Origin of the sequence: Cedecea neteri NBRC 105707 = ATCC 33855, from assembly GCF_001571265.1 — a bacterium.
In the GTDB taxonomy this organism is placed as follows: domain Bacteria; phylum Pseudomonadota; class Gammaproteobacteria; order Enterobacterales; family Enterobacteriaceae; genus Cedecea; species Cedecea neteri.
In genome coordinates this window covers 21,360-38,326 of the sequence record NZ_BCTL01000044.1, presented here as the reverse complement: position 1 = coordinate 38,326, position 16,967 = coordinate 21,360, and the positions used below count along the sequence as shown (strand labels likewise).

Genomic DNA, 16,967 nt, shown 5'->3' with positions numbered 1-16,967 from the left:
GGGCGCCGGGGGTTGTCAGGGGGCATGGCGTAATGCCATCTGGCACGTTCACCGTTATCTGAACGTGCAGGGGAAACAAATGTATGAGTGAACGGAATAACGACTGGACTAAAGGTCTCTCCGGAAAGGTTTTGAAAGAGAAATTTGTATAAGAGTCACAGAAAGGAGAGGTGGGAATCGATCTAGCTCCAGTCCCCTCTCCCCTGTGGGGAGAGGGTTAGGGTGAGGGGAAAGTGTTACTCGTCTTCTTCATCACGCAGCGGAACAATCAGCATATCCACATGCACGGTATTGATCAGCTGGCGCGCAGAGGACATCAGCTTGCTCCAGAAATCCTGGTGGTGACCACAAACCACCAAATCCATATCGTATTTTTTAATGGCATCGACCAGCACCTGGCCCAGGTCGCCGCTGCCGCTCAGGGTCTCGGTAATCGGGTAACCTGCACCGGTAGACAGCTCGGTGAGCGCGTGGTGAGTCTCTTCGGAAATGCGTTTCTGCATATCGCCCAGATTGACGTCAATCAGCCCGGTATACAGATCGGAGTAATTCACATCGACATGAATCAGGGAAACTTTCGCGTTATAAGGACGAGCCATGGAGACGGCTTTTTCTACCAGGACTTTACTCTCAGGGGAGAGGTCAACTGCGATCAGAATGTGTTTGTAAGCCATAATGTTACTCCTTCCATAAGTTATCGATGACTCTCGCCGTCATCTTTTAAACCGCAGCGGCATGAGCTACGGTCACCCGATCTAAAGACTTAAATTGTAGATGGTATTTCTATCTTATAACGAGCTATTCAGCCCGACAATGCGCTATCCCTCAAACTCATTCAAGAGAAAAATGAATCAGGCCACTTTGATAAAGATTAACGCGGTGGTAAAAAAATTAAGGGATCTCCTACACTATTAAATGAGCCGGACGGGAAGAATGCTGTGACCTGTATCGGTTATTCGCTGCAGGACTGTCTGACAGGGTTTTCGGGGAGAGCGGTTGTCCCGGAGCAAACGCTTCGAGGGCTTCGCCGGGAGGGGTACATGATCAGCACCGTCGCGCTGTTCTGGGCGCTTTGTGTAGTTTGTGTGGTGAATATGGCGCGCTATTACTCTTCACTGCGCGCGTTACTGGTGGTGCTGCGCGGGTGCGATCCTCTGCTGTATCAATACGTTGATGGCGGCGGTTTTTTCACCTCACATGGCCAACCCAGCAAGCAGGTCAGGCTGGTGCGTTACATCTACGCCCAGCGTTATTGGGATCATCACGATGAGGAGTTTATTCGCCGCTGTGAGCGCCTGCGCCGCCAGTTTATTCTGACGAGTTCGCTGTGCGGATTAGTGGTGATTAGCCTGATTGGATTGATTATCTGGCACTAGGGTATCAGGGCAGAGTTATGGACAAGCATAAAAAAAGCGGGCCAGTTTCCTGACCCGCTTTTTCTTTTGGCTGCCGCTTACACGAAGCGCAGCGCAATCCAGTACAGCCCGCCGGAGAGCAGAATCGAAGCCGGTAAGGTGAATATCCACGCCATCAGGATATTGGTTACCGTCTTACGCTGCAGACCGCCGCCGTCCACGATCATCGTCCCCGCCACGGAGGAAGAGAGCACGTGAGTGGTGGAAACCGGCATCCCGGTGTAGCTTGCCAGACCGATAGAAACGGCAGCCGTCATCTGCGCGGACATTCCTTGCGCATAGGTCATGCCTTTCTTACCGATCTTCTCACCGATGGTGGTCGCCACGCGACGCCAGCCGATCATCGTCCCGATACCCAGCGCCAGCGCTACGGCCAGAATAATCCAGACCGGCGCGTACTCGATGGTGCTGAGCATGTCGCCTTTCAGTTTCTTCAGCAGGCGCTGATCGTCCGCGTTCACTTCCGGCAGCTTCGCGACTTTATCGGTTGTGTCGGAGATGCACAGCATGATGCGACGCAGCTGGCTACGCTGCTCAATGCTGAGCTTGTCGTAGCTTTCGATGTCGGTCAGCATCAGCTTCGCGCGGTCCAGCGCGGTGATCGCATTAGCCGGATGGCAGTGGAACTGTGCCGGTTCAGTTGCGCCCGCTTCCGGAGAAGGGATCAGCTGTTCCGAACCTGTCGCTTTCTGCAGCAGATCTGGATGCTGCTGGAAGTAAGTTTCGACATTGTTCACCGCATCGCGGGTCCGGGTGATTTCGTAGCCGGAGGCGTTCATGTTCACCACGAAGCCCGCCGGTGCGACGCCAATCAGCACCAGCATAATCAGACCGATACCTTTCTGACCGTCGTTAGCGCCGTGAGAGAAACTCACGCCGATAGCGGACAGGATCAGCGCGATACGCGTCCAGAAAGGCGGCTTTTTCTTGCCGTCTTGCTTTTCACGTTCCGCAGGCGTCAGGTGAATACGCTGCTTTTTCTTGGTGTTGCTCCAGTAACGGCGCAGCAGGAAAATCAACCCACCGGCAATCACCAGCCCGACAATCGGGGACAGAATTAATGAAGCGAAGATCCCAACAACTTTCGGGATATTCAGCGCGTCGACAACCGAGGTGCCGGTCAGCAGCGCGTTGGTCAAACCGATACCGATGATGGCACCGATAAGCGTATGGGAGCTGGAGGCCGGCAGACCGAAATACCAGGTGCCGAGGTTCCAGATAATAGCGGCCAGTAACATAGAGAACACCATGGCGAGACCATGAGAAGACCCTACGTTTAACAGCAGATCTGTAGGCAGCATATGCACAATGGCATAGGCTACGCTCAGCCCACCGAGCAGAACGCCGAAGAAGTTAAACAACGCAGCCATTGCCACCGCAAGTTGCGATCGCATAGCGCGGGTATAAATTACCGTTGCTACTGCGTTGGCCGTATCGTGGAAACCATTAATAGCTTCGTAGAACAGCACAAATGCCAGAGCAAGCAAAAGTAAAAGCCCGGTATGAAGATCCAGGCCGGCAAACAAATGTAGCATAGACGTTACGCCATTTTGAGGACATGAACGCGGCGCATTATGTAAGACAACCTCCACCGCGGCAAAGTGAAATCTGGACTTTTTTTGATTTTAGTCGCCATCTGGCCTGCTGGTGGAATGATTTACATTTTGTTTATCAACCACCTGCATTTGTTCTTCACCTTAAAGCTGGTGCGACCAGCCGCAGGTCTTTACAATCCGTTGCCTTAAGCATAGTCGGGAGTCGGTCGTGGAAAAGTTTGATGCCATTATTATAGGTGCGGGTGCAGCAGGAATGTTTTGTGCGGCGATGGCCGGGCAGGCGGGCAGCCGCGTATTGCTGATTGATAATGGAAAAAAACCGGGCCGTAAAATCCTGATGTCCGGCGGCGGGCGCTGCAACTTTACCAACCTTTATGTCGAGCCTGCGGCCTATCTGAGCCAAAACCCGCATTTCTGCAAATCTGCTCTGGCACGCTATACCCAGTGGGACTTTATCGACATGGTGGGCAAGCACGGCATTGCCTGGCACGAGAAAACCCTCGGCCAGCTCTTTTGCGACGACTCGGCGCAGCAGGTTGTAGATATGCTGGTGGCAGAATGCGAAAAGGGAAAGGTGACGACGCGACTGCGCAGCGAAGTGCTGAGCATTGAGCGTGACGAGCAGGGCTATACGTTACAGCTCAACGGCGGCAGCGTGCAGGCCGCTAAGCTTGTTATCGCCAGCGGCGGCCTGTCGATGCCGGGACTGGGCGCGACGCCGTTCGGTTATAAAGTGGCGGAGCAGTTTGGCCTGAAGGTGCTGCCGACCCGCGCGGGCCTGGTGCCGTTTACCCTGCATAAACCTTTGCTTGAACAGCTGCAGGTGCTGTCCGGCGTCTCGGTGCCTTCCGTCATTACTGCGGAAAACGGCGTCAGCTTCCGGGAAAGCCTGCTGTTTACCCACCGGGGCCTTTCTGGCCCAGCCGTGTTGCAGCTTTCCAGCTACTGGCAGCCGGGCGAATTCGTCAGCGTTAACCTGCTGCCGGACACCGATCTGGACGGTTTTATCCACGAGCAGCGTAACGCGCACCCGAATCAGAGCCTGAAAAACACGCTGGCGATGGTGCTGCCCAAGCGCCTGGTGGAATGCCTGCAGCAGCTGCAGCAGATCCCGGACGTTACGCTCAAGCAGCTCAACGTTCGCCAGCAAAGCGAGCTGGTTGAAACTCTGCAGCGCTGGCGAGTTCAGCCGAACGGCACCGAAGGCTACCGCACGGCAGAAGTGACCCTGGGCGGCGTGGACACCAACGAACTTTCATCGCGTACTATGGAAGCCAAAAAAGCGCCGGGCCTCTATTTTATCGGCGAAGTGATGGACGTCAGCGGCTGGCTCGGCGGCTATAACTTCCAGTGGGCCTGGAGTTCGGCCTGGGCGTGTGCGCAGGCTTTGGTTGAAGTCTAACGCTCCGCCTTACGGCTGCGATGCTAGATTATGATATGTTATGCACAGTTGCAGCTATTTGAGGGCTAAACGTGACAGATTATGACGCATTGCCTGAACAGCGCCAGGCGATGATCCACCAGATCCTGACCGAAACGGGCAGGGTGATTGGGGCTGACGTGGCGCGGAAGCTGGGCGTGTCTGAGCATACTATCCGCCGGGATCTGCAGGAGCTGGCGCGGCGTGGCCTGTGTAAAAAGGTTTATGGCGGCGCCATCAGCCAGTTCCAGCAGTCTGCCAGCTTCGAAACCCGCGTGTCGCAGGATGTGGTTGAGAAATCGCAGGTGGCAAGAAAGTGTGCCGCGATGATCAAAGCCAATACCTGCGTGTTTCTCGACGCCGGTTCAACCTATCTGGCGATGGTAGAGTTTATTCCTGAAGAGCTGGATCTCACCATCGTCACCAACTCTCCGCAGATTGCTGCGGCGCTGAGCGGGCGCACGCGTGGTGAGCTTATTCTGTTGGGCGGCAAAGTGAACCCGCTGACCGGCAGCACGCTGGGTTCTGACACGGTAAATCAGCTACGCGGCATGGTTTTCGATCAGACCTTTATCGGCGTGTGCGGGCTGGATCCGCAGGCTGGTCTGAGCGCGGTTTATTACGAAGATGCCTGCTTCAAGCGAGAAGTGCTGAGCCAGAGCAACGAGGTGATCGCCGCCGTCACGGCCAATAAGATGTCTCAGGTCGCTCGCTATAAGGTGGCACCTTGCGAAGATATCGACGTAGCGGTGGTCAGCACAGAAACCAAAATTACCGATTTCAGCGGCGTTAACCTGCATATTGAAGTCGCCGGCTAGCAAACCGGGCGGCGTGCATGCCGCCCATCTCCACATTCAGCTTTGCAGCGCCAGCAGGCTTTTTATCGTGTGCTGGACCGCGCTCTCGTCATTGCTGCCGGTGATAAATCGCGCCGCGGCCTTCGTCTCCTCAAATGCATTGCGCATCGCAAAGCTGTATTCCGCCTGAGCCAGCAGCTCCAGGTCGTTATACCCATCGCCAAACGCCAGGGTTTCCGCCGGGCTGACGTTCAGTAACTGCTGGAGCTTTTGCACCGTCGTCCCTTTGTGAACGCCATAATCGGCAATATCGATCCACGCCGCTTCGGACACCACGATGTAAACATCCTGCTCAAAAGGCGCGAGTACCGGGCGAGTCTGCGGGCAGTTTCCGGCTTCGTCATAGACGCTAATCTTCACGAAATCACACTCGAGTTCGGCAAAAGAGTCCACCTGCGCCAGGCTGGCGTAGGACTGGCGCATTTTGTCTTTAAGGCGCTGCGGCACGTCTTTGCGAATAAACGCGCTTTCGCTGCCGCAGGCAATAATCACGTGGCTGTCGCTGGCGGCCTCCAGCGTGTCGATAATGCGTAATCCCAGCGCATTATTGATAAGCGACTCGTAGATATACTCCCCGTTCCTTTTGATGCGCGTGGCGCTGTCGCCGATTATCCATAAATCCTGACGGTAATCGGCGAACAGCTCTTCTACACGCTGGCACTGCTTGCCGGTGCAGGCGGCGAAGTGGACGCCTTTTTGCCTCATTAAGCGGTGCGTTTGGGCAAATAATTCACGGTCATAGTCGCCGTGGCTATTGAGGAAAGTACCGTCCAGGTCGGTAATGATCAGCTTTATCATGTTGTTACCCCATCGGTAAGCGTTCTGTAGGTGTTTATATTTTTAGTTTTGAGACGAAGGGCAGATTGCGGTACTTATTTTCCCACGGCATGCCGTAGCCGATGAGCAGGTCATCGTTGTCCATGATGTAGGCATGAAATTGCTCCACGGGGATCTCTACCCGGCCCGGTTTCACAAACAAAGTGGCAATAGAGAGGGATTTCGGGGCGTAGTTCTCGGTTAAATGCTCGACAAGGCGCTTCATGGTGCCGCCGGACTCGATGGCATCATCCACCAAAATCACGTCTTTCCCCTTGATGCCAATATTGTCGTGGTAAACGATGGTAGAGCCGTTATTTCTGTCGCCCGGCGTGTGCGGGCAGGAAATATAGTCCATTGAAATATCGAAAGTTAACTGCCTGACCAGGTCGGCGGTAAACAGGATCCCGCCGGGCACGACCGTGATCACCACCGCTTCGTGATAGCGACTATTTAACTGCCTGGCGACTTTGGTGACGCCATCGGCAATCGTCGACTCATTCATCACGATGTGTCCTACATGATTGTTTCTCACTGCTGCATCCTCGCTAAAGTGTCATTGCTCGTTGTTGCTCGATTAAAATAAGATCTAATGCTCGATTGTGCAATGTTAGCGTAATGAGAGGGCGTTTTTTGTGATTAAAAACGATCGTGTGGGAAGTTTATGCTCAATGCTGCATTACCGAGCATTGAGCAAAGGGATTTACTGGCGGAGATCGAAACGGATCGGCAGCGTGAGGGTTATTTGCGGCTGGCCCGGGGCAATATCGTCCGTGGGGGCAGGCAGCGGTGCCGCGCGAGCCGGCAGGGCAAGTGCTTCTCGATCCAACGCTGGCGTGCCGCTGCTTTTTTCCAGCGCCACGCTCAGGACCTGGCCCTCTCTGTTCAGCGTCAGGCTCAGGTAAACCACGCCCCGGGCTTGCTGGCGCAAAGCCTGAGCCGGGTAGCGCTTGAAGCGGTCGAGCCGCTGGCGCAGCAGCCCGACCCAGTTCACTTCGCCAGGGCTGGGGGCACTCACCGCACTGCTTCCTGCTCTGCCGGCGCTTTGCTGCGGGTGGCTGGCTGGGGCATGGGTTTCAGGTGCAGGTGGCGCAGGGGCCGGGGGCACTTCCGCATCGTGTGGCTTAACCGGCTGAGGTTTGGTGATGACTTTATGGCGCACTTTTTTGGCCACAACGATCTCCGGGTTCGGTGCCTCCACGCTTTTCACCTCTTCTTTCGACTCGGCCTTTTCCTGAGGTGCCGCCGACTGGATCTGCTTGATCTTATCGGGCTGCTTTTCTGGCGTGGCGACAGAGGCCGGATCGTCTGTGGGGAGGATCATAAGCGCAATAGGCGGTGGCGCGGTGGCCGGTTGCTCCTGCGTGGGTCGGTTGGTTAGCCAGAGGAAAACGCCTGTGTGCAGCAAAAGCGCCAGCACCAGCCCGATGCTGCGGCGTGAGGGAGGCAGACCATCGGACCAGGCAGGAAAGGGCTGTCTTATCGGCAGGGTTGAAGGCATGACAAAATACTCCGCAGCCGGGCTAATGGCTGTTGTTTCAGTGGGGATAAGAAAGAAGACACGCGAAGCCTCTTAACGGGCAGTTTTCCATAGATAACGACATAATCGAGATGGATTTCTCCGTCACTAAGCATTATTCACTACGTGAAAGGCTGACCCAGTAACGCGATAGCGTATTTATTTTGACGGGCAGAACACGGGGTAATGCAGCCAGAATCCCATCGGTATCCGCCAGAGGGAAAACGCCGGACAGCCGCAGGGCGGCAATATCTTCGTCGCAGCGCAGAACGCCGGGGCGGTAGCGGTTCACTTCTCGCAGAAAATCGCCCAGCGGCATATTGTCGGCCAGCAGTTTACCGTGCACCCAGCCAGGCTCTTTTTCGCCACCGTGCAGGCCACCGGATTCAGCCCCGCTCAGCCATGCGCCCTGGCCCGCCGTAAGCTGAAGCCCGGCAAGACCCGAGCTGCGGGGATAAAGTCTTACGGCTCCGTGGTAAACCGCCACGCGGGTGAGCCCGGGCTCCAGCTTAACCCGGAAGTGGGTGCCCAGTGCGAGCACTTTGCCCTGTGGCGTAGTCACGCTAAAAGGCCGGGGCCACGCCGACAGCTTTTCACGTTGCCCGGTGGTAATCAGCAGGTCGCCGCTGAGCAGCTCAATCTGACGCTGCTGCCCGGTAAAATTTACGTTTAGCGCGGTTTGGGTGTCCAGCATCAACTGGCTGCCTTCGCTGAGTTCAACCTGCCGCTGTTCGCCCGTTGCGGTGCGGTAATCGGCCGTGAACGTTTCCCAGCCATGCTGCTGCCGGCCCCATTCCAGCGAGCCTCCGACCAGCAGCAAAGCGCCTAATCCTTTTAGCGCGCGACGCCTGCCGCTGTTTTTTAACGAAGAGAGGCTTTGCCGTGCCAGTCTGCCGTCAACCTGCCGGAAGCTGGCGCATACCGCCTCGACGTGCTGCCAGGCGCGTTGATTTTCCGGGCTGGTTGCCAGCCATTTTTGCCACTCGACTTTATCCTGCTCGCTAACGTCGTCCGACATCATCAGCGTTAGCCATGAGGCGGCGGCGTAGGCGCTTTCCCGGTCGATCGCTTGCCCGTTTTGGTCGATGAAAGGAGGTGAGGTCATTAGCTTAGGGCGAAGAAACAGTGCAGGTTGGCGCGCTGGAGATACTGCTTAACGGAGCTGCTGGAGACGCGCAGGCGCTCGGCGATATCGCAATAGCGCATGCCTTGCAAATGGGCCAGCAAAAAGGCTTCCCGCACCTGCGGCGGCAGGCCGTCCAGCGCCGTATCAATCTGTTCCAGCACTTCCAGAATCAGCAGCCTGGTTTCAGGGGAAGGATGTTCCATCTCCGGCTGAGCGGCCAGCGCATCCAGCCAGGCTTCTTCGATTTTTTTACGGCGATAATGGTTGGCGATCAGCCTTCTGGCCACGGTGGCAAGAAATGGGCGCGGCTGGCGAATGGAGGCCAGGTCGGGGCTGACCAAAATGTTGATGAAGGTGTCCTGAGTCAGATCCTGCGCCTGTTCCGGGCAGCCGACTTTATTGCGAAGCCAGTGGTAAAGCCAGCGCTGATGATCGCAGTAAAGCTGCTGCGCAACCTGTTGGGAACGGGACATGATGTGACTCACCATTGATCGGTATCAGGGCGTGATAAATATTGAAATGATAATCATTATTATTTTCATTTCTATATTTTTATGTCAAGAGATTGCGAAGTATTAATGTATTTTTGCGGACAACGAGAACGCAGCGCCAGAACTGACGCTGCGGGTAAGGTATTAGAATTTCTGCGAAATGCTCAGCTTAACGTTGCGGCCGATACCGGACACGGATTCACCTAGGTACGGGTAGTAGTCGGTGTTAAACAGGTTATCGACGGCAATGCGGGCCTCCATGCCTTTCACCTGCTCCGGTTGCCAGGAAGCAAACAGGCCCTGCAGCGCGTAGCCGCTGGTTTTTGGCAGCGCCCAGATGCCCGCTAACGGGTCGCCATCCTGCGGCGAGCGATCCTGTCTCCGCACCATATCCATCGTCCAGCCAAACGTCATGTTCCACTCCGGAGCTTTAACGCCCAGCGTCGTGTGGGCGGTCACTGGCGGAATTTCTGCGAGCCAGGTTTGGTTGCCCCACGGGTCGCGTGGGGAAGCATCACGCTGCCCACGAATGGTGGAGAACGAGAAGCTGCCGAAGATACGGCGACTGTCGTAAAACGACTCGATTTCCAGTCCCTGGATGGTGTAGCCCGGCAGGTTACGGTAGTTCGACAGCGGAGCGCCGCAGTTAGCGCCACTTTTCACCGACTGCGCCTCGCACAGCACGCCCCGGCGGTAGAAGATTTCGTCTTTGCCACGGTTGCGGAATAGCGTGGTGCGGATTTGTACGCTGTCGTCGTCCGCGAGCAGATTATTGAAGTTCAGGATCACCCCGCCGCGAACGCTGTTGATGGTTTCCACCTTCAGGTCGCGGCTTGAGCCGGACACGTTAGACAGCGCGTACTGCACGGTGTACTGCTCATCAATGGTTGGCGCTCGCCATGTGCGGGTAACATCGGCAAACAGCGACACATTCGGCGTGGCCTTCCAGACCAGCCCAAGCGCAGGCGTAAAGCCGTGATAGCTTTTGCTGCTGTAGTCGTGGCCGACTTTAGGGTTGCTGCTGTTGTACATTGAGGCAATGTTTGGCTCGCCGGTGTTGGTCACGCTGTCGTAGCGCACGCCAGGCGTCACGGTGACGCTGCCGAGCGTCATGCTGTCCTGCAGATACAGGCCGCGCGTTTGTAGCTCCCCGGCGGGCATGTAATAAGGCTGGAAGTAGCCATAGTTGTAGGCGGCGTTCTTCTTGTAGCCCGGATAGTACATCAGCGTATTACGTTGATTTTTATGCCAGCTTGCGCCGATTTCCAGCAGATGATCCACCGGCCCGGTGCTGAAGCGGCTCTTGTTGCTGACCTCCACCAGGTTGTCTTTGTAGTCGACCCAGCTCTCATTGCCGAGTGAACCCAGGAAGCTGGAGGCGCCGGCGGAGTCGGGCCGGGTATCATGCTGTTTGGTTTTGGAGTAAGCGTAGCTCAGCGTCAGATCCAGCCACGGCTGGTCTGCGGGCGCCAGATTCCACTTCACGGAGTAGTTTTCGTCAGTCTGGTTGCGATACACCAGCCTCCTGCGCCAGGCTTCGTCTAACCCGTATTTGTCGACATCCGCCTGGCTTGGGGCCGCGATGTCGTCCCGCTTGGCGGCAAAAGGCTGCCAGCCTGTGGATTCCGAATGCATGGCCGAAAGCGTCAGCGTCTGGGCGTCGGTCAGGTAGAGATTGGTTTTAGCAAGCCAGGTACCCTGCCGGTTGGCGGAATAGTCGAAATGGGTGCCGTCCGGACGGGTAATATTGCCGCCGTCGCGTTTGCTGGCGTAGAGCATGCCGTCGGCAAAGCCCTCTGGGGTTCTGCCATACAGCGCGCCGCTGTAAATATTTTGGTTGTCGTTAGTGTGGAAGCCGTACTTCAGCATGCCGCCAAAGTTTTCATCGGGCTGCAAGAGATCGGCCGCGTCTTTAGTGACGATTTTAATACTGCCGCCGAAGCCGCCGTTGCCGTTGGCCAGGTTAAACGGGCCCTTATCGACGTCGATCTGTTTGATAAGCTCAGGCTCGATAAACACCGAGCCCTGGCGGTACTTCTCGAACCCTTTGGGCGCGCCGTCCAGGGTCACTTTGATGTCTTCCATACCGCCCATGCCCCAAATGTTCAGGCTTTGCCCGCCCGGGCGCGGTGAGCCAGCGGAAGAGACACCCGGCAGTTTATCCAGCAGGGCGGCGACGTTATCTGCCTGAATGCGTTCGATATTTTCTTTTTTAAGCGTTGAGCGTCCGGCAACAACGCTGTCATCCAGGCCGCTGAGCACGGAAAGCTCCGGCACAACAATCGGTGCGGTTTCACCGGAGGCTGCCGGCAGGGAAACAAGCCGATAGCTGTTGCCGTCGCGAACGGCTTTCAGCCCGCTGCCCGCCAGCAGGCGATCAAACGCGCTTTGTACGGAATAAGTCCCCTTGAGGCCGGAGGTCGTTTTGTTTGACGTTTGATCCGGGGTGAAGACCAGCATCACGTTGGCGTCATTCGCCAGCGTTTGCAGGGCGCCGCTCAAAGGCCCGGCAGGCACGGAAAACGCCTGGCTGGCGGCTGAGGAGGCTTCTGCCGCCCAGGAAAACGTGGGTAAACCGGTTGCCAGCGCCAGCAGGCCGGATAAAGCAATGCCAGACGCAAGCGGGGCGCGAGAGAGCTGTGCAGGTTGGCTCGCGTCGGAAATGACCGTAGCCTTTCCGTTATTTTTTATCGTCATGATGTATCCCTGAAGGTGAGTCACAAGAAGTACTGCTTCAGAGAGGTCACGCGAGACGGAAAATCAGGCAGAAAATTCTTTAATTAAGCGTGGGTGGCCTGGTGATTCTTGTCCATTGTGGACCTGTCTGCCGCGGTGGGTTTGCGCAGAATAGGAAGCTAATCTGAGTATCTGGAGCCACCATGCAAAATAGAAGCGCGCTGCCGCTTAGCCAGCCGACCACTCACCTGCAAACCCGAGGCTGGATCAGCGGTTTTTTCGGGATGTTAATTTTCAGCGGTTCACTGCCTGCCACCCGGGTTGCGGTGCTGGAGCTTGATCCTCTTTTCCTGACGGCGATCCGAGCGACCCTGGCAGCGCTGTTGGCGGGCGGAACGCTGCTGATTGTTCGACAGCCGTTCCCGCAGCGCCGCGACTGGTTTGGGCTAGGCCTGGTTGCGCTCGGCGTAGTGCTGGGCTTCCCGCTGTTGACGGCTTTGGCTTTGCAGCACACCACTTCTGCGCATTCGCTGGTTTATATCGGGCTGCTGCCGCTGGCGACCGCCTGTTTTGGTGTTCTGCGTGGAGGAGAAAGGCCAAAAGCCGTTTTTTGGCTATTCTCCCTTGCTGGGGCGGCGCTGGTGGCGGGATTTGCGCTAAGCCACGGTTCAGCCAGCGGCTGGCAGGGAGATGCGTTAATGCTGGGGGCAATTGCGCTGTGCGGGCTGGGCTACGCCGAAGGGGCGGTGCTGACCCGGCGGCTGGGAGACTGGCAGGTAATTTCGTGGGCGTTAGTGATTTCTCTGCCGCTTAGCGCCGTGGCCGCTGCTTTTACCGTTCCGGCTACGGGAGCCGCCATCAGCGCTCAGGCCTGGCTGTCGCTGGGCTATGTTTCACTGTTCAGCATGTGGATAGGTTTTATCTTCTGGTATCGCGGTCTGGCGCTGGGTGGGATTGCCGCCGTGGGGCAACTGCAGCTTCTGCAGCCGTTTTTTGGCCTGCTTCTCGCCGGGCTTGTGCTGCACGAGGAGGTCCATGCCTCGATGATTGCGGTGATGCTGGGCGTGCTGGTTTGTGTTTTTGGCGCGAAGCGTTTTTCCGGCTCAAGCTCGCTAAAAGTAAACCGCCGGTGAAGGCGGTTTATCCGATTGCTAGTCGAGATTCAGTTCTGAGAAGCTGGTAATGATTTTCCCGACGATGCCGTAATCGATAGCTTCTTTCGGCGACATCCAGTAATTGCGGTCGGTGTCCTGCTTCACCTTCTCCAGCGGCTGGCCGGTAGCCTCGGCGATCATCTTGTTCACGCGCTCGTGCATGCGAATAATCTCCCTGGCTTCAATCTCAATGTCCGTGGCCTGGCCGCGCACGCCGCCCAGCGGCTGGTGAATCATAAAGCGGGTGTTTGGCAGCGAATAGCGGTGCTTTTTGTCCGCCGCGAGGAAGATGGTGATCCCGGCGCTGGCGACCCAGCCGGTGCCGATGATATGGACTTCCGGCTTGATGAATTTGATCACGTCATGAATGGTGTCCGCCGCCTCAACGTGGCCGCCCTGGCTATTGAGGTACAGTTTGATTGGCTTGTCGTTAATGCTTTGCAGCAGCAACAGCTGGGAAACCACCTCTTTGGTTATCGCCTGAGTTATCTCGCCGGAGATAATGATCGAGCGTGAATCCAGCATTTTTTGCTGCATTAGCCCTGACGCATTGGCGGGGGTAGCGCTTTCTTCAGGTTCATCTTTTTCTAAAAACGTAAGCATAATCAGGCTCCTGCCAGTTTTATGGCGTAATCAGGGATGCACTAGAGCATAGCACTTCATTCAGGCGCTGCACGGCACGAACGATCTCTTCATCGCTGTAGCCACCGAGGCCAAGCAGAATGCCGGACTTCTGCCTTTCCGGCGTAAACATGTGCGACACCGCCCGAACGGCAATTCCGGCCTGCATCGCGTGTTCCACAACCTGATGATCGTCCAGGCCGTGGCGCAGCCAAAGCACCATGTGCATGCCCTGGTCACAGGGCTGAAGCCAGGCCACGTCCGGGGAAATGTATTGTTCTACAGCCGCCATCAGTACCCGACGTTTTTCGGCGTAAACGCCGCGCATTTTTCGCAGGTGGCGGTCGAGGTGCCCCTCGGAAATAAAGCTCGCCAGCACGTGCTGGTCGGCACCCGGCGGCTGTCTGTCCATCAGGATGCGCGCCCCGCAAAAGGCCGAAACCAGCTGCTTAGGCACCACGGCATAGCCGAGGCGCAAAGACGGGAAGAGGATTTTACTGAAGGTGCCAAGGTAGATAACGTTCTCCGGCCCCAGACCCTGCAGCGCCGGGAACGGGTGACCCGCGTAGCGCATCTCGCTGTCGTAGTCGTCTTCAATGATCCAGGCCTGATTTGCCTGTGCCCACTCCAGCAAAGCGGCACGGCGCGACATGCTGAGCGGCATGCCTAGCGGATATTGATGTGAGGGCGTAACGAATGCGGCACGGGCGTCAGGAGCCAGCTTTTTGCCTAGCTCAACGTCCAGCCCTTCGTCGTCAACGGCGACTCTCACCATCTTGCGGTCGCGGAACATGGTCTCAAACAGCGACGTGGCCCCAGGATAGCCGGGCTCCTCCATCCAGACGGCATCGCCCGCTTCCAGCAGGATTTGCAGCGTCAGATACAGGCCATGCTGGTTGCCGGAGGTGATAATGACCTGTTCCGGAGTACAGCGCACCGAGCGCGATTTTCTGACGTATTCACAGATAGCTTCCCGCAGTACCAGTGCGCCCTGCGGGTCGGCATAGCCCGACGGGGCACCGGCGCCCCGCGCCCGAATGCGGTTGCCGAGCCTGCGCCACACGTCGTCCGGGGCCGTGTCCCCAATCGGAACGGAAACGGCAAACGGCTTTGGGGCCAGCGTTTTTAGCTGCTCGCCGACTTTGGCAAACGCCTGCGCCTGGGCAGAAAGCGGAATAGCGGTTGCTGAACGAGCCGCCGGTATGGGCTGCGGGCTTTCCGGCGCGTAGGCAACTCTGGTGCCGGAGCCGTGTTTGGACTCCAGAAATCCTTCCGCTACCAGCTGTTCGAATGCTTCCAGCACGGTGCCGCGCGCCACATTCAGTGCGCCAGCCAGCACGCGCGTGGAGGGCAGCAGGTCGCCGCTTTTCAGCTCGCCTTTGTGAATGGCGTTTTTCAGCGCTTTGGCCAGCTGCAAACTTAGCTGTCCGCTGCGGCGGTCAAGCTCGCCGATGGCGGGAATATCTACGGCTCGGGCTTTACGTGACATGCATTGTGGCTCGGTCATATTGCGATTATCTGGTTCTTTATAATAAACCACTTCGGCCATAAGCTGAGCAAAATTACCGCCAATAAAGGTCTGCCAATGTACATTCCTCGTCATTTCCAGGAGCACGATATTGATGTGCTGCAGGGGCTTATTCAGGCCAACCCCCTGGGCCTGCTGATTGTTCAAATCGAAGGCGTGCTGGAAGCTTTTGATATCCCCTTTGAACTTTGTTCTGAGCAAGGTGAATTCGGCACGCTCCGGGCTCATATCGCCCGCTCTAACCCATTGTGGCGTAGTCTTCAGCCAGAGCAGGAGGTGCTGGTGGTGTTCCGTGGCGCACAAGGTTATATCTCCCCTGGCTGGTATCCGGGCAAACAGGAACATCATAAAGAGGTGCCAACCTGGAACTACCAGACCGTGCAGGCGCGAGGGAAAATCATCGTGCGGGATGATGCAGATTTCGTGCTGCGGCAGATAACCAGCCTGACGCGCCAGCAGGAGGCATCGATGGAAATGCCGTGGCAGGTCAGCGATGCGCCGCCGGCGTTTATCGACTCAATGCTTAAAGCGATTGTCGGAATAGAAATTCCTCTGGCCTCGCTTATCGGCAAGACGAAACTCGGGCAGAACAAAAAGCTTGAGGATCAGGCCGGAGCCGCTCAGGGGCTGATGGGGAAAGGCGAGCGGGAAATTGGCGAGGCGATGCTGAGTAGCATCGCCAGGCGTGATAAAAAATAGCTGAGATTATCCCGGCAGACGGCTTTTTGGCCTGCCTGGCCCCAGCAGAATAGCCAGTTTCGCGCCGCCCTGGGTCGACTCCATCAGGATCTTACAGACGCTGGTCAGCGGCACCGAGAGCAGCATGCCCACTGGGCCGAGCAGCCAGCCCCAGAACAGCAGCGAGAGGAATACCACAAAGGTCGACATCCCCAGTCCGCGCCCCATCATGCGGGGTTCGAGAATATTCCCCAGCACCATGTGCACCACCAGGAACAGCGCACCGACCATCAGCATTTCATAGGTGCCGTTAAGCAAGAACGCCTGAACCATAGGCGGGACGGCAGAGATAACCGAGCCGATGTTGGGAATGTAGTTGAGCAAGAAGCCCAGCACGCCCCACATCAGCGCAAACTGCACGCCCAGCAGCTTTAACCCCAGCCAGATAATGATGCCGGTCAGTAGACTGATGAAGGTTTTCAGCGCCAGGTAGTGGGTGACGCCTTTCAGGGCGCGATGCATCCCGGCGATATGCAGCTTAGGGTTTGTGAGCGCAAAACGCAGCTTATAGGGTACGTGGCGCACTTCAAACAGCATAAAAATCACCGTCATCGCCAGCAGTAAAATGCTGGCCATCGCCCCGGAAAGGCCGGTCATTAAGGTGGTGGCAAAGGTCATCAGCTTGTCGGAGTCGAGCTTTTGCAGCATACGCTCCGGCGACAGTGGCAAATGCAGGAACGGCATCGCATGCTCGATTTCTCGCACCTTCTGCGTCAGCAGTTTGTTGAACTGCGGCATCTGTTCCATGAAATCGTTCATCGACGTTGCCAGCACGCCAACCAGTAAAGTGAGCACCACCAGCATCACCAGCACCACGATGGTAATGGCCAGCGGGCGGTTAAAGCCCCGGCGCATAAACCAGGTCACCAGCGGATTGAGAACAATGGCGAAAAATACGGCCAGCAGTAGCTGAACGATGATGTCGGCAGCGGCGTGAATACCGGCGAGAATAATCACCAGTGCCGCGAGCTTGAGCAGAATATGCAGGCCGGTTTTATCGAGTTGAGGGGGAGTCATGCAGACGTCCTGTCAGGAAACGGTGCTTTTAGT

General features: G+C 56.7%; 16 protein-coding genes. 5 read left to right on the top strand and 11 right to left on the bottom strand.

What is annotated here, in order from left to right:
- Window positions 1-236: 236 nt before the first annotated feature.
- Window positions 237-674, bottom strand: a complete 438-nt coding sequence (uspA, locus tag CNE01S_RS18415) for a universal stress protein UspA (RefSeq protein ID WP_008458645.1) — start codon at window positions 672-674, stop codon at window positions 237-239.
- A 366-nt stretch (window positions 675-1,040) separates the two neighbouring features.
- Between uspA and uspB the strand changes: the two genes are divergently transcribed.
- Window positions 1,041-1,376: a universal stress protein UspB gene (gene uspB, locus CNE01S_RS18410; protein ID WP_038477817.1), complete on the top strand. Its 336-nt coding sequence runs from the start codon at window positions 1,041-1,043 to the stop codon at window positions 1,374-1,376.
- A 77-nt stretch (window positions 1,377-1,453) separates the two neighbouring features.
- On the opposite strand, the gene pitA is transcribed toward uspB, so the two are convergent.
- Window positions 1,454-2,950 (bottom strand): inorganic phosphate transporter PitA, encoded by a 1,497-nt coding sequence (pitA, locus tag CNE01S_RS18405; protein ID WP_061277696.1) that lies wholly within the window; start codon window positions 2,948-2,950, stop codon window positions 1,454-1,456.
- Between the two features lie 229 nt (window positions 2,951-3,179).
- Between pitA and CNE01S_RS18400 the strand changes: the two genes are divergently transcribed.
- Together CNE01S_RS18400 and CNE01S_RS18395 are read left to right on the top strand one after the other, a co-directional pair.
- Entirely contained in the window at window positions 3,180-4,373 is a 1,194-nt protein-coding gene (locus CNE01S_RS18400; RefSeq protein WP_061277695.1) for a BaiN/RdsA family NAD(P)/FAD-dependent oxidoreductase, read from the top strand.
- Between the two features lie 71 nt (window positions 4,374-4,444).
- Complete coding sequence (locus CNE01S_RS18395) at window positions 4,445-5,209, top strand: DeoR/GlpR family DNA-binding transcription regulator (RefSeq protein WP_061277694.1); 765 nt, start codon at window positions 4,445-4,447, stop codon at window positions 5,207-5,209.
- A 36-nt stretch (window positions 5,210-5,245) separates the two neighbouring features.
- On the opposite strand, the gene CNE01S_RS18390 is transcribed toward CNE01S_RS18395, so the two are convergent.
- From CNE01S_RS18390 to CNE01S_RS18365, 6 genes are all read right to left on the bottom strand, one after another.
- Window positions 5,246-6,046 (bottom strand): HAD-IIB family hydrolase, encoded by an 801-nt coding sequence (locus tag CNE01S_RS18390; protein ID WP_061277693.1) that lies wholly within the window; start codon window positions 6,044-6,046, stop codon window positions 5,246-5,248.
- Between the two features lie 34 nt (window positions 6,047-6,080).
- Window positions 6,081-6,599 (bottom strand): phosphoribosyltransferase, encoded by a 519-nt coding sequence (locus tag CNE01S_RS18385; protein WP_245874349.1) that lies wholly within the window; start codon window positions 6,597-6,599, stop codon window positions 6,081-6,083.
- Window positions 6,600-6,767: 168 nt separating this feature from the next.
- Window positions 6,768-7,565, bottom strand: coding sequence for an energy transducer TonB (locus tag CNE01S_RS18380; RefSeq protein WP_061277691.1), 798 nt, complete (start codon window positions 7,563-7,565; stop codon window positions 6,768-6,770).
- Between the two features lie 133 nt (window positions 7,566-7,698).
- On the bottom strand, window positions 7,699-8,688 hold the full coding sequence (locus CNE01S_RS18375; RefSeq protein WP_061277690.1) for a FecR domain-containing protein: 990 nt from the start codon (window positions 8,686-8,688) through the stop codon (window positions 7,699-7,701).
- Window positions 8,688-9,182: a sigma-70 family RNA polymerase sigma factor gene (locus tag CNE01S_RS18370; RefSeq protein WP_061277689.1), complete on the bottom strand. Its 495-nt coding sequence runs from the start codon at window positions 9,180-9,182 to the stop codon at window positions 8,688-8,690. The genes CNE01S_RS18375 and CNE01S_RS18370 overlap by 1 nt, the downstream gene beginning before the upstream one ends.
- Before the next feature lie 162 nt (window positions 9,183-9,344).
- Window positions 9,345-11,897: a TonB-dependent receptor gene (locus CNE01S_RS18365; protein WP_061277688.1), complete on the bottom strand. Its 2,553-nt coding sequence runs from the start codon at window positions 11,895-11,897 to the stop codon at window positions 9,345-9,347.
- A gap of 182 nt (window positions 11,898-12,079) precedes the next feature.
- On the opposite strand from CNE01S_RS18365, the gene CNE01S_RS18360 reads away from it, so the two are divergent.
- Window positions 12,080-13,009, top strand: a complete 930-nt coding sequence (locus CNE01S_RS18360; protein ID WP_061277687.1) for a DMT family transporter — start codon at window positions 12,080-12,082, stop codon at window positions 13,007-13,009.
- Window positions 13,010-13,027: 18 nt separating this feature from the next.
- Here the strand turns inward: CNE01S_RS18360 and CNE01S_RS18355 are convergent, their stop codons facing one another.
- The gene (locus CNE01S_RS18355) at window positions 13,028-13,633 is read right to left on the bottom strand and encodes an ATP-dependent Clp protease proteolytic subunit (RefSeq protein ID WP_061277686.1); all 606 of its coding nucleotides are present in this window, start codon (window positions 13,631-13,633) and stop codon (window positions 13,028-13,030) included.
- 19 nt (window positions 13,634-13,652) lie between these two features.
- Window positions 13,653-15,140: a MocR-like pyridoxine biosynthesis transcription factor PdxR gene (pdxR, locus tag CNE01S_RS18350; RefSeq protein ID WP_061277697.1), complete on the bottom strand. Its 1,488-nt coding sequence runs from the start codon at window positions 15,138-15,140 to the stop codon at window positions 13,653-13,655.
- Between the two features lie 96 nt (window positions 15,141-15,236).
- Between pdxR and CNE01S_RS18345 the strand changes: the two genes are divergently transcribed.
- The gene (locus CNE01S_RS18345) at window positions 15,237-15,878 is read left to right on the top strand and encodes an FMN-binding negative transcriptional regulator (RefSeq protein ID WP_061277685.1); all 642 of its coding nucleotides are present in this window, start codon (window positions 15,237-15,239) and stop codon (window positions 15,876-15,878) included.
- Window positions 15,879-15,884: 6 nt separating this feature from the next.
- Here the strand turns inward: CNE01S_RS18345 and CNE01S_RS18340 are convergent, their stop codons facing one another.
- On the bottom strand, window positions 15,885-16,934 hold the full coding sequence (locus CNE01S_RS18340; RefSeq protein WP_061277684.1) for an AI-2E family transporter: 1,050 nt from the start codon (window positions 16,932-16,934) through the stop codon (window positions 15,885-15,887).
- Window positions 16,935-16,967: the final 33 nt, after the last annotated feature.

What these genes read in the sequence shown, in the direction of transcription:
- CNE01S_RS18375 (WP_061277690.1), bottom strand. Translation starts at nt 8,688, where the DNA reads ATGACCTCACCTCCTTTCATCGACCAAAACGGGCAAGCGATCGACCGG.
- uspB (WP_038477817.1), top strand. Translation starts at nt 1,041, where the DNA reads ATGATCAGCACCGTCGCGCTGTTCTGGGCGCTTTGTGTAGTTTGTGTG.
- CNE01S_RS18340 (WP_061277684.1), bottom strand. Translation starts at nt 16,934, where the DNA reads ATGACTCCCCCTCAACTCGATAAAACCGGCCTGCATATTCTGCTCAAG.
- CNE01S_RS18360 (WP_061277687.1), top strand. Translation starts at nt 12,080, where the DNA reads ATGCAAAATAGAAGCGCGCTGCCGCTTAGCCAGCCGACCACTCACCTG.
- CNE01S_RS18380 (WP_061277691.1), bottom strand. Translation starts at nt 7,565, where the DNA reads ATGCCTTCAACCCTGCCGATAAGACAGCCCTTTCCTGCCTGGTCCGAT.
- pitA (WP_061277696.1), bottom strand. Translation starts at nt 2,950, where the DNA reads ATGCTACATTTGTTTGCCGGCCTGGATCTTCATACCGGGCTTTTACTT.
- uspA (WP_008458645.1), bottom strand. Translation starts at nt 674, where the DNA reads ATGGCTTACAAACACATTCTGATCGCAGTTGACCTCTCCCCTGAGAGT.
- CNE01S_RS18370 (WP_061277689.1), bottom strand. Translation starts at nt 9,182, where the DNA reads ATGTCCCGTTCCCAACAGGTTGCGCAGCAGCTTTACTGCGATCATCAG.
- CNE01S_RS18365 (WP_061277688.1), bottom strand. Translation starts at nt 11,897, where the DNA reads ATGACGATAAAAAATAACGGAAAGGCTACGGTCATTTCCGACGCGAGC.
- CNE01S_RS18345 (WP_061277685.1), top strand. Translation starts at nt 15,237, where the DNA reads ATGTACATTCCTCGTCATTTCCAGGAGCACGATATTGATGTGCTGCAG.
- CNE01S_RS18390 (WP_061277693.1), bottom strand. Translation starts at nt 6,046, where the DNA reads ATGATAAAGCTGATCATTACCGACCTGGACGGTACTTTCCTCAATAGC.
- CNE01S_RS18355 (WP_061277686.1), bottom strand. Translation starts at nt 13,633, where the DNA reads ATGCTTACGTTTTTAGAAAAAGATGAACCTGAAGAAAGCGCTACCCCC.
- pdxR (WP_061277697.1), bottom strand. Translation starts at nt 15,140, where the DNA reads ATGTCACGTAAAGCCCGAGCCGTAGATATTCCCGCCATCGGCGAGCTT.